The sequence below is a fragment of the Streptomyces sp. 8N706 genome (assembly GCF_052245415.1).
Lineage (GTDB): Bacteria > Actinomycetota > Actinomycetes > Streptomycetales > Streptomycetaceae > Streptomyces.
Window position 1 is genome coordinate 1 of the sequence record NZ_JBQQBW010000040.1, and the last position, 11,242, is coordinate 11,242.

Consider the following 11,242-nt stretch of genomic DNA (forward strand, 5'->3'; position numbering starts at 1 on the left):
CCCGACCAACAGCCCGGCGGGCATCATCGGGTTCTCCGGCCGCACCCTCCGGCGAGACCTCAGCCCCGGCGAGCATCAGCGACTTAGGCCACGATCGGGGCTGGCGATCGGCCCGCGCGGAGCAGCGTTCTACGTCGGCTTCCTTGACCCGGTCGGCAACACCGCGCTCGACGCTCCCGAGTTGCGGATGTCGGTCACCACCGGACCCACCTACATCTGGGGCGCCATGTTCCCCGAATCCACCAGCACCGATTTTCTGCGCGACCTGCGTGGCGGCGAACTGCAGGCCGCGCTGCTCGGCCGATTCCGCGAGCGGGGCTGGGCCGAGCACACACTCGAGGTCATCGCCCAGGCGGACCCGCACAGCGTGGCCGGATTCCGCTTCAACGCCGCCTCCACCCGCGCGGAGGATCTCGCGCCATGGCCTGCGGGTCGTATCACCGCGCTGGGCGACGCCGTCCACGCCACACCGCCCACCGCCGGAATGGGAGCGGGCGCGGCCATCCGCGACGCCGCCAGCCTGTTCACGCACGTCAGCGCCGCCGCCGACGGCACCGCCACCCTTACCGACGCCGTGGACCAGTTCGAGGCCGGCATGCGTCAGCGCGGCAGCGAAGTCCTCACCCTGGCCATGAAGACCGTCCGGTGGATCCTGGCCACCGACACCACACTGGGCGCCGCAGCCACCGTCGTGAGCACCCCGATTCTGGCCGCAGCCGCCCGGCTACGTCACTGACGAGCCGCGCGACGCCCGTGCCCTGCACTGAGAACAAGGGGTCGCGCACGCGCACGGGCCGGTAGCCGGTGGGTCCAAGCTGGCCATCAGGAACTCTTCTTCGCAGTGACACGCGCTCGCGTCCGGCGCGGCGCGGTGGCGGCCGGCGCCGCGGCCGCGGTGATGTCGCCGGGGAACAGCGCCCCCGGCACCAGATCAAGAGTGGTGACGGGCACCGCGTTCGGCGGGGACAGGTCGAGCACCCAGTCGCCGAGGCGGTGGAGGGGTGTGTCCACGCTGGGCCGGTAGAAGTTCAGGTCGGCCCAGTTGCGGATGCGCGGTAGAAGGTCGAAGCCGAGCAGCGCGGCGAGTCCGAAAACAGGCGGGACTGGCCCTGGGTATCGGCGTGGATCGTGTCGGGCTGGATGTCGGAGTCGTTGCGCAGCAACCCTTCGATGATGTAGACGGCCTCCCACACCCCGCAGGGGTGAAGTGGCTGAACAGGGCAATATAGGTGTCGGAGAATCCGATCCCGACGCTGGCCCGAAGTGCCGCGGCCAGCCGACCAGATGCGCGGTACGGGCCAGGATGTCCAGCAGGCCTCGTTCGGGCAGCCGCTGGTGGATCGCCTCCTCCAGCGCGAGCGCGGTCGGACGCCGGTCGGCGCCCTTGCGGCGGCGCAGGACCGGGCGCCCGTCATCGAAGGACAGGTCGGTGTTGCGCGGGAACCCGGCGTCCACCACCGCGGCAATGTCGCCAAGGGCCGCCCGGTAGTGCGCCGTGAGCTCCTTCGGGTTCGACGGGATGCCAGCCTGGCCGCAGAACTGCTCGGCCAGCGGGACGCACTCGTCCCAGGACATCAGCTGCGCATGCAGGTTGGCGTACGAGTCGGCGCCGAGGACCGCGATGTCCCCGGAACGCAGCTCGGAGGCTAGGTAGGAGAACACGCATACCCCCAGGTGGCGGCGCACCAGCTTGCCCGGCCGGTCCTGCAGGCACAGGATCTTGCGCCACGCCTCGGTGACGAAGTCGATATCGATCGCCACCGTCACCGCGTCGGGCCCGTGCCCGACGGTGACCTTGGACGGGACGTACTCGCCGGTGCGGACCCGGATCGCGAGCAGGAACTCCACCGCGTCCAGCACGCTGTGATCCGCGCTGGTGGCCTCCAAGTCGAGAGTGTCGAGCAGGGTGAACAGCGCCGAGCGTTCAACGGAAACGGGCCAGGCCAGGGGCTACTCCGTTGTTTTTCCGCGAGTACTACTGGGACCCCCCGGGAGCCCGGCGACCGGGGAACGGATCGCGGGTGCGCCTCCGGGTGGAACGGGTCGGGCATCGCGCTGAGCGACTGGCCCGGCCCTGCTCGGCCTCGACCGCCACGCGTCCGATTCGCGCGCCGGCGAGTCCTGCCAGAGGTCCAGGTTCTTACCTGTCTATTGGCCGCCCCGCACGCCCTCCACCGTTGGCCAAGACGCTTTGAGGTTAGCCCACTTGCCCCCTTGGTCGGCTGAGCTAAATTTTTTCGCTCGCGAACGTTAGCTCCTTTCACATCTGTTGCTCGATCTGTCAGACCACGTTAGACAGAGCTGCGCCGATGTGTAGCTCTGGAGCTGACACTCAACTATCCACAGCAAGTCTCTGACCTGCAAAGACTCGCTCTTCTCCCCCTATCTATAAGGGTGTTCCTCTCACAGGGGAGTTGCGGCTGGCTTCCAGACATCGCCGCAAGCGGCGATCCGGCAGTGAGTATCCGGTTCGCCGGGTGGCTCTGGGGCTGAGCGGTGGGGGTGTTGGGGCCACCCAGCGAACCGGACCGCCTGCGCGGCGGAGCGCGGTCGCCGGGGGGCTCCTCCGGACCCCCGCCCCCCGGCGATTTGGTTCCGGTGAGTTCCAAGGAGAGGTAGTGGTGGCGATCCTGTGGGCTGTCTCTCGGCTGGACCGACGTCTTCTGCTACCGGGTGGGGGAGGGGTGAGGCTGATCAGGCCAGTAACAAGGGGCAGCTTGGTTCGTAGGAGAGTTGTGTCCCCTGGGAGGAGACATACGACACGCCCGAGGTTAGGGATCGCGACCAACGGGTTAGCCATGACGACCATTCCGGTAAGGTGCGGGCTGTCTAGGTTTCGATCAGGGAGGTCTGCACGCCATGCCGCGTAACGCGGCGTCGCCTTCACCGCGGCGCCCATCCACGCCTGCCCAGTCACCACCCGAATCAGAGGACCCGAGGAAAGCGTTCTCTGGCCGTAGGACCAGGGCCACGAGCCTCGACGACGTGGTCCGGGCACACCCGAACCGTGACATCGCGATCAGCAAGGAACGCAAGGGCCTCACGTTCTACGGGACTGACGAGCAGCCCAACGCGTTCGCGATGGACAGTCTGGAGTTCCTCTTCATCGTTGCTCAGTACTACCGAGGAAACCTTCCGCTCCGTCTGATCTTGATTCTCATCGCCAACCAGCGTGCTGGTGGTCGGATCGAGCTCACCCAGGAGCGGATGGCGGACATCCTCGATGTGCACCGGTCACGTGTCAGCGAAGTGCTGCAGGAGCTCATGGAGCAAGGCATCGTCGTAAAGATGGAGAGAGGCGTCTACCGGGTGAACCCGGTCTACTCCTTCCGCGGCGCCGAGTTCGTCCGGAACCAAAACGGGAAGATCGAGTACACCGAGGTCTCTCAGCGCGACGTGCTCGATGAGCTAACGAACTCGAACATGCCAGAGCTCGTCCGCTACCCCTCCCTGCAGGCATTGGAGGAAGCCATCGCTGAAGATCGTAAGATGCGAGCTGAGCGTAGGGCAGCGCGGGCGAAGGAACGAGCACAGCGGGCCGTCGGCAACCCTAACCAGACCAAGATCGAGCTCGACATAGATTCCGAGGAGTGACCGTGGGTTCAACGGCTCTGTTCACACCACCGAACTTCAACGGGCTGATCGCGGAACTGGACATGCCCAAAGCCTCCTACCGGGCGCTGCTGTGGATGCAGGCCCACCAGAACCCAGGTGGCCAGGTTGTCATGTCACAGAAGAAGATCGCTGACAAGCTGAACCTCAGCAGATCCAGTGTCACCGTTGCCCTGAGCTACCTCGAAGCCGCGTATTTGATCACTCGCCCAGCCAATGGCATCTACCAGCTCAACGCCATGATTGCCGGCTACCGCAGCGAAAACGATGCATGGGACGCCATCGAAGTGATGCCCCAGGAAGAACGGCTCGACGGCGAAGCAACCAAGTTCATCCGTTGCTACAAGGAGCGCCTCGCCGCGCAACAAGCCGCGCGAGAGGACAAGCGTCGCCGCTCGCTGCTGAAGGTCGCCGTGTAGTCAGGCCAACGTCGTGGCAAACAGGAAGGCCCCCGGCGAGCCGGGGGCCTCTCTGCGTCTAGGTTTCGTCACCACTATACCCCGATAACGCGACGGAGGGCTCGTTCAGGGGCAGACGCTCGGCGGCCTGCATCACTGCGGGCTGCAGTTGTGTCCTGCCAGGTGCGACGCAACGGTGCCTGAGGTTGGCTCCTTTGACCCACTGGTCAGCTCCATCGACTAGGAACCATCGGTACTGTCGATATCCAAATCGTGGATTGCCGAGGGAAGAGAGCGACCGGGCGGGCAGCTGTCGCTGACAGCACGCGGGCTCAGTGCCGCAGCCCGTGCCGCCATGGCCGCATGGGACGTGCGGGTCCTTGCGTTCGCAGGTGTGGTAGACAGCGGCCCGCTTCCCCGCATCTGTGCTGGCACTGCGTAGCTGTTCGCCAAGCCTGAACTGACCCTCCAGCCGGACGGCGGTCACTTCCCATGGTTCGACGTCCCCTACCGCTTCACCCAGGCGTCGCGACGTTCCTCACGCAACTGCGCATCTCACGGCGAGGCCAAGCGAGACAGCCCAGGCCGGGTTCATGGCGCTGCCGCGTAGCGGGTTGCCAGTACCGCTACGGCCTCGGCAATGGCTTGCCGCAGTTTGGTGGGACCCAGTACTTCGGCCTCCGTCCCGAGCCTAAGTAGGTCACTTACCGACGGCCTGCGCCTCAACGGACATCTCCACCTGCACCCAGCCTTCATGGTCCGGCGCCCCAGCGCTCTCAAGGGCTCGTGCGCCCGCCACACCGAACTGCATGGGCAACAGGCGCTGTGCCTTGGGCGAGATCCGCAGTCGCGCAGTTCCCTGGTGAAGCGCGGCTTCCAGGCGTCGGGAGGACTCTTCCCAGTAGGCAGCCAGGTCGAATCCGGCCGGTCGTTGGAAGACCTCTCCGGTCGTGTCCACAGCCAAGATGTGCGGTACCCGTCCATCAGGCGGTAGCCGCCAGCGGGCCCGCGGTCGGCGCAGACCGGGACACCTGACGCGCTGAGCGCCTCGATGTCCCGGTAGACCGTCCGGATCGACACCTCCAGCTCCGCGGCGAGCTCCGGGGCGGTCATCCGTCCGCGATTCTGGAGCAGCAGAAGCAGGGAAAGAAGTCGGTCGGCACGCATGGAGCCATTGTCGCGCCGTACCTGACAGAAGGTGTCAGGTACGGCAGCCAGGCTGATCACGCACTGCACGCAAGAGCGTGTGCGGCCGATCGAGAGGACTCCCATGCCCACGCAGACCACCGGCCGGTTCACCTTCACCAACTGGGAGGAACGTGCGGTCGGTCCGACCGAAGCGAGCCCGAAACTGGCCCATGCCTCCGTCACCAACACCTTCTCGGGCGGCATCGAGGCCGCTGACACCACCTGCGAATACACCATCGTCTACGTCACGGAGAAGACCGGTACGTTCACCGGCATGGAGGCCTTGGTCGGCCGACTCGACGGGCGCAAAGGCGGCTTCGTTGTCGAAGAGCGCGGCTCCTTCGACGACGACGGGACCGTGCACTGCACCTTCGAAGTCGTTTCTGGATCAGGCACGGGAGACCTGACCGGGCTGCGCGGAACTGGCAGCTTCACAACCAAGCCCGGCGAACAGTCCTTCCCCTACACCTTCGACTACGACCTGAGTTGACCGCAGGCTACGAGGGCGGCCACGAGACCGCAGATGCCCGACTTGCCGCTGCCCGGGGCCGGACGGGTCTCGTACGCTCGAGCGCCCCGGGCGGGGAGAGTGTCATGGAAACTAATGTCTCACCGCTCTTGTCCACTCCCAGGCCAGCGACTGATCGTGGGTCACCTTCATGGCTACGGGACACCTTCATTACGACGTAATACCGACTGACCGGAAGTCCGTCGCCGTGTCGCGCGCAACAACTTGTGGCTTGCTAACGCGTCGATGCAGCGTTTGGTCATGAACGTTAGTAAGGTGTCTGCCATGACATCGCCCACTCCAGGCGACCGGGAAAAGGTCGTCTCCAAGCTCCCAACCGCGCTGCAGCAGGACTTGAAGATTCGCACGGCGCAGCACGGCATCGACATCCAGCACGCGGTCGAGGCAGGTATCACGGCCTGGCGCGGGCTGGGAGCGAACCTCTCCCCTATCGACACGGCGGGCGCCAAGTCTTTCTCGACCTGGCTTCCCCCCAGCCAGTGGGAGGACTTCCGTCAGGACTGCTCCGCCCGAGGCGTGTCGATTGTCCAGGGCCTCTCCCAGTCCGTTCAGGTGTGGCTGGACAAGAATCCAGCTCCCGACGTGCAACGGCCCGTCGTCGTCAAGCGCCGTATCGTCTGCAACCAGAAGGGCGGAGTCGGCAAGACCGCCGTCACCGCCGGCATAGGAGAAGCGCTCGCTGAGGACTCCGACAGCCTCCACCCGGTGCGGATCTCCAAGCACTTCGCCGCCCTCCTCACCGATGAGGATGACTCACCCCTCGAGTATGAAAACCTGCCCGGCCTCGGCCAACGGGTCCTGCTGGTTGACTTCGACCCGCAGTGCCACCTGACTAAGCAGCTCGGGCACGAGCCCCTCGCCCTCGAGGGCGACAGCCTCACCAAGCACATGGCCGGTGAGGCCAAGGGCGAACTGCGCGACCTCATCGTAGAAGTCACCGACGAACGCTTCGGAGGCCGCCTGCACCTCCTTCCGGCGTGCACCGACGCGTTCCTCCTCGACGTCAAGCTGTCAGGTGTACGCGCACGCGAAGCCGCCCTCGAGCGCGCCCTCGCGCCGCTCGAGGACAACTACGACGCCATCCTGGTTGACTGCCCGCCCAGCCTCGGGCTGAGCATGGACGCGGCCGCGTACTACGGCCGACGACGCTCGGTTGAGGAGCCCGGCAACTCCGGGGTGCTGGTTGTCGTCCAAGCCGAGGACAGCTCTGCGGACGCCTACGCGCTGCTGACCTCCCAGATCGAGGACCTGCGCAGCGACATGGGTCTTGAGCTTGAGTACCTCGGAATCGTGGTGAACCACTACGACGCCCGCCGCGGCTACATCGCCACCTCCTCCCTCGAGAACTGGATGTCGATAAAGGATCCGCGCGTCGTCGGCGTCATCGGAGACTTGAAAGAACAGAAGGAAGCGGTACGAGTGAAGCGGCCACTACTCGCCTACGCACCCAGGTGCGATCAGGCAGTGGCCATGCGCGCACTTGCACGGGAGATCGCATGAGCAGCAAGGCCTCCGCACTCGGTGCGGGCAGCTCGTTCCAGGCAGCCCAGTCCATCAGCCCTCGACGGGCAGCCATCAACGCCGCCACCAAGGCCCCCACCGAAGGCGCTCCGCCGCCGGTCGAACTATCCGTCTCTCTGATCAGCCTCAACCCCGCCAATCCGAGGTCCGAGCTCGGGGACTTGACGGACCTGGCGGGCAGCCTGCGCGACCACGGCCAGAAGGCGGCCATCAGCATCATGTCCCGCTTCACCTATCTTGAAGCGAACCCCCGCCGCGAGGACGAGCTGGAAGAAGGAACCAAGTACGTCGTCATCGACGGCAACTCCCGACTTGCCGCCGCCCGGGAAGCCGGCCTCACCAAGATCAAGGTGATGCTGGACGAAGACCTCGGCAGCAATCCAGACGAGATCCTGGAGTCAGCTCTCGTCGCGAACATCCACCGCCAGGATCTGGACCACCTTGACGAGGCCAGGGCTCTCCAGCAGCTCCTAGCCGTACACGGTACGCAGGAAGCACTGGCAGCCCGGCTCCACCGGTCACAAGGCTGGGTCTCCCAGCGACTCGCTCTACTCGGCCTCACCCCCGAGCTGAAGAAGAAGCTCGCCTCTGGAGAGGAGCCGGCAGACCTTCTACGGCTCGTCGGACGCAAGAAGCCGGAGGAACAGGATCAACACCTCCAGCAGCTGAAGGAGAAGCGGGCGCAGGAGAAGGCCGACAAGCAGGCCGGAGCCAAGACACGGAAGCGGAACAGCGCCGATGGGGAGGTGAGCGCGGCGTCGAGGTCGGCACGGACACCCTCCAGCGCGCCGGACCCTGACGGCAGGACACCGGTAGGCGGCGACGATCATTACGGCGTAATGAACCCGGCCGTCAGCGCTTCCAACTCGCAGGATTCTGGACGGACCGGAGCGGTTCCCGATCCCCGCTCGGCGTCCGCGACCAATCCGCCTCAGGTCCAGATGCCTTGGGCAGATGGTGTGGCCACCATGGACATCATCTTCTCCAAGGTGCTCGAACACGAGCGGCACAGGATGATCGGCCGCTACCTGGAACTGCTCGGAGGCCCCGAAGCGTTCGTAGCCGAACTGGTGGCTGCCAGCACCCCCGAGTACCGGCAGCAGGTGGCCGAGCTTCTCCTGGAGAATCAGTAGCACTGATGGGCCGTCGCGCGCACGACCGCTCCGGCCTGGTGCGGCTGCTGATCTGCGGTGGTGATTTCTGCGGGCCGTTTACTCACCCTAAACCGCACTGAACTCACCCCCCTGCCTTGGCTCGGTCTGCGTATCGCTCGGCCGTCCGGTGCGCATCGGGCACGCTGGCACGTGGCGTGTATTCGATGCGTACCTGCGGTGCGCACCCGGCGCGAGTCAGACAGGACAGGGGGCGTCCCGGTCCCGCTTGGGTGGGCATTGATCACCTTTGGTTGACGATCCCCAACGTGCGCTCCTGAACCGGTCCAACGTGAAATGTGTCGTGAGAGTGTGAGAGCCGCTAAGGCGATGAAGCACTGATAAGGGAGGGCAGGAGCACGTGATCGCGGGGAAGGGGAACGCGCCGGTGACGCTCAGCCGGGTCCACCGCATCCTGATCACAGTGGTGACTGCCGGAGCGGTCTTGATCGCGGCGATCGGCTTCGCCGGTTCGTACTCCGCGGTGCGCGACCTCGCCGAGAAGAAGGGCTTCGGCGCCTTCTCCGCCGTCTTCCCCATCGGTATCGACGCGGGAATCGTCGTCCTGCTGGCCCTGGATCTGCTGCTCACCTGGATCCGTATCCCCTTCCCGCTGCTACGGCAGACCGCCTGGCTGCTGACGGCGGCGACCATCGCCTTCAACGGCGCGGCCGCCTGGCCCGATCCGCTCGGCGTCGGCATGCACGCCGTCATCCCGGTCCTCTTCGTCGTCGCCGTCGAAGCCGCCCGGCACGCGGTCGGCCGGATCGCCGACATCACCGCCGACCGGCACATGGAGTCGGTCCGTATCACGCGCTGGCTGCTCGCCTTCCCCTCCACCTTCCGGCTCTGGCGGCGGATGAAGCTGTGGGAGCTGCGCAGTTATGAGGAGGTCATCAGGCTCGAACAGGACCGCCTGGTCTACCGCGCCCGCCTCCGCGCCCGCTACGGCCGCGCCTGGCGCCGCAGGGCCCCGGTGGAGTCCCTGATGCCGCTGCGGCTCGCCCGCTACGGGGTGCCGCTGTCGGAGACCGGCGCCGCGGGCCTGGCGGCCGCCGGGATCAAGGAACCGGACATGTCCACAACGCTGCTGCCCCCGGACGTGAAGGCAGACCTGTCAACGCCCACGGATTCAGTGGTGCCAGAAGACCTGGCCGGCGCAACTGGGTCCTCGGGCCGGGGAGAGGGGGAGCGACTGATCACAGGCCAGCGCTTCCGCGTAGCCGTACATGGCAGGCTTCCTTCTCGATTCAGATACGGCAACGGTAATGATCAGGTAAGCGGACCAGGCAGGAAACGTTCTCTCACCGGCCAGTCGTCGGGCGCGTCGAGCGACGTACCTGATGGCATAGAGACGCCTCTGGCTGACCAGCGCCAGTCCGCGGACGATGACTACCCAGCCCAGCAGAGGCACGCGGCAGCGACAGCGGCCGGAAGGGTTCCGGCTTCTTCCGTCCGTGCCTCCCTGTCCGCGGCCTCTCCCGACGTCGCGGGCGAAGGAGAGAGCGGTCAGCTGACTGTTGTCGACCGCTACTACATGGCCTGGCTCGCCTATCAGCAAGAGCACGACGAGGAGCCCACCGGAAGTCAGCTGTCCAAATACCTGGCTCAGCAACGCATCACCAGCCGCACGGGTACACCGGTCAGCCCCAGCACCCTTCGGCGCTACGCACTGGAGTTCCGCATCTACCGAGCCTGGGCCCAGCACTGCGACCGGCACGCCGACGAGCCGACAGCCGAGGAACTCGCCCAACTTCTCACCCAGGCAGGCATCACCGGACAGTACGGTGCGGCCCTCACTCCCGGCGACCTCACAGGCCGCCTACAGGACTTCCGGCGGCGCCGATCAGCGCTCTCCCATAGTTGGACGAACTCCACAGCCTGAAGCCCATAGCTGCCTCCGCTTCGCATCCTGGTCGCCAATCCGTGGAGAGTGTGCCCAGCCAAGCAATGCGATGCGCACCAACCCCCATGCGAGTGCGCACGCACTCCGCACTGACCCCACACCACGCTGTGGCAAGCGGCGTCCCTGATCCAACATGAGCACAGCGCCGTTGGACACGAGACCGCAAAGCAGCCACCCACCGCCGCCCGGCCGACCAACCGACCGCCAGGCAGGCACCGGGACGAGGCGGTGCCCTTGGACCACGGACCGAGAAGAAGCAGCCCGCCCACCACCCGTGTGACCTGCGATGCGCACTCCACATCGGTGCTGCGCACAGTCCACCCGAGCTCTCAACGGCAACCCATGGCTGCGCAGTGCGCAGCCAACGCTGGCCAGATTCGATCACGGTAAAAGCTCAGCCCACTACGCTGAGCAAGCGGCCTTGGACGTGCCGCGGGGGGGATACACGTATGGCGACCACAGCTCTGCGCATCGACGTGACCGGAGGCGTCACCGAGGTGACGCTGCCCGAGGACGGAACCGGGCAACGGGCGGTCATTGCGCAACTCCTCGGCGGCGCAGCTGACCGAGGTGTGTATCACCGGGAGGTGCTGCTCCACGTTCACGGCGATGCGGCTCAGATGTTGGATGCGAACTTCGCTGCCTGGGCGCTGGCCTGCGTATGGCGTGGCCTGGAGCTGCCGTACTGGCTCTATGGGGATGTGGTCCTCACGGGACCTGAGGCCGGTGGGGGAGCGGTGGCCGGTCTGGATGGCCGGTTGGCGGACCAGGCTCGTGCTGTGGTTGCCGGAGTGCATGAGGTCATGTCCGAGTGGGAGCAGCGGCCGCCGAGATCGGAAGAGGCCGCTCGTGCGGAGGTGCTGGCCAATGCGCGCCACCACCTGCGGCCGTCGGGGCCGCGGGTGGCGCAATCGCCTGAGTAGCCGCTGGGGGCTGC

Annotated in this window: 9 protein-coding genes and 2 pseudogenes; 8 read left to right on the top strand and 3 right to left on the bottom strand. The window is 66.2% G+C overall.

Going from position 1 to position 11,242, the window contains the following annotated elements; all coding sequences use genetic code 11:
* On the top strand, nt 1-736 hold a 736-nt coding region (locus ACTWQE_RS17185), incomplete at its 5' end, for an FAD-dependent oxidoreductase (protein WP_443329826.1).
* Between the two features lie 86 nt (nt 737-822).
* Here the strand turns inward: ACTWQE_RS17185 and ACTWQE_RS17190 are convergent.
* Together ACTWQE_RS17190 and ACTWQE_RS17195 are read right to left on the bottom strand one after the other, a co-directional pair.
* Entirely contained in the window at nt 823-1,011 is a 189-nt protein-coding gene (locus ACTWQE_RS17190; protein ID WP_443329827.1) for a hypothetical protein, read from the bottom strand.
* Nucleotides 1,012-1,014: 3 nt separating this feature from the next.
* Nucleotides 1,015-1,237, bottom strand: a pseudogene (locus ACTWQE_RS17195) (Tn3 family transposase); the annotation flags it as partial.
* Nucleotides 1,238-2,985: 1,748 nt separating this feature from the next.
* Here ACTWQE_RS17195 and ACTWQE_RS17200 point away from each other — a divergent pair.
* Together ACTWQE_RS17200 and ACTWQE_RS17205 are read left to right on the top strand one after the other, a co-directional pair.
* Nucleotides 2,986-3,594 (top strand): helix-turn-helix domain-containing protein, encoded by a 609-nt coding sequence (locus ACTWQE_RS17200; protein WP_443329828.1) that lies wholly within the window; start codon nt 2,986-2,988, stop codon nt 3,592-3,594.
* Nucleotides 3,595-3,596: 2 nt separating this feature from the next.
* The gene (locus ACTWQE_RS17205; RefSeq protein WP_443329829.1) at nt 3,597-4,031 is read left to right on the top strand and encodes a MarR family transcriptional regulator; all 435 of its coding nucleotides are present in this window, start codon (nt 3,597-3,599) and stop codon (nt 4,029-4,031) included.
* A 570-nt stretch (nt 4,032-4,601) separates the two neighbouring features.
* On the opposite strand, the pseudogene ACTWQE_RS17210 reads toward ACTWQE_RS17205, so the two are convergent.
* A pseudogene (locus ACTWQE_RS17210) lies at nt 4,602-5,177 on the bottom strand (helix-turn-helix transcriptional regulator).
* Nucleotides 5,178-5,280: 103 nt separating this feature from the next.
* On the opposite strand from ACTWQE_RS17210, the gene ACTWQE_RS17215 reads away from it, so the two are divergent.
* The 5 genes from ACTWQE_RS17215 (at nt 5,281) to ACTWQE_RS17235 (ending at nt 11,228) form a co-directional block, all read left to right on the top strand.
* The gene (locus ACTWQE_RS17215) at nt 5,281-5,688 is read left to right on the top strand and encodes a DUF3224 domain-containing protein (RefSeq protein ID WP_443329830.1); all 408 of its coding nucleotides are present in this window, start codon (nt 5,281-5,283) and stop codon (nt 5,686-5,688) included.
* Between the two features lie 303 nt (nt 5,689-5,991).
* Complete coding sequence (locus ACTWQE_RS17220) at nt 5,992-7,227, top strand: ParA family protein (RefSeq protein ID WP_443329831.1); 1,236 nt, start codon at nt 5,992-5,994, stop codon at nt 7,225-7,227.
* The gene (locus ACTWQE_RS17225) at nt 7,224-8,381 is read left to right on the top strand and encodes a ParB/RepB/Spo0J family partition protein (RefSeq protein WP_443329832.1); all 1,158 of its coding nucleotides are present in this window, start codon (nt 7,224-7,226) and stop codon (nt 8,379-8,381) included. The genes ACTWQE_RS17220 and ACTWQE_RS17225 overlap by 4 nt, the downstream gene beginning before the upstream one ends.
* A gap of 379 nt (nt 8,382-8,760) precedes the next feature.
* Nucleotides 8,761-10,284, top strand: a complete 1,524-nt coding sequence (locus tag ACTWQE_RS17230) for a DUF2637 domain-containing protein (RefSeq protein ID WP_443329833.1) — start codon at nt 8,761-8,763, stop codon at nt 10,282-10,284.
* Nucleotides 10,285-10,754: 470 nt separating this feature from the next.
* Nucleotides 10,755-11,228, top strand: a complete 474-nt coding sequence (locus ACTWQE_RS17235) for a hypothetical protein (RefSeq protein ID WP_443329834.1) — start codon at nt 10,755-10,757, stop codon at nt 11,226-11,228.
* The last annotated feature ends 14 nt before the right edge of the window (nt 11,229-11,242 follow it).

Excerpts from the sequence above, each read along its gene's own strand:
- ACTWQE_RS17215 (WP_443329830.1), top strand. The coding sequence starts at position 5,281 with ATGCCCACGCAGACCACCGGCCGGTTCACCTTCACCAACTGGGAGGAA.
- ACTWQE_RS17220 (WP_443329831.1), top strand. The coding sequence starts at position 5,992 with ATGACATCGCCCACTCCAGGCGACCGGGAAAAGGTCGTCTCCAAGCTC.
- ACTWQE_RS17225 (WP_443329832.1), top strand. The coding sequence starts at position 7,224 with ATGAGCAGCAAGGCCTCCGCACTCGGTGCGGGCAGCTCGTTCCAGGCA.
- ACTWQE_RS17235 (WP_443329834.1), top strand. The coding sequence starts at position 10,755 with ATGGCGACCACAGCTCTGCGCATCGACGTGACCGGAGGCGTCACCGAG.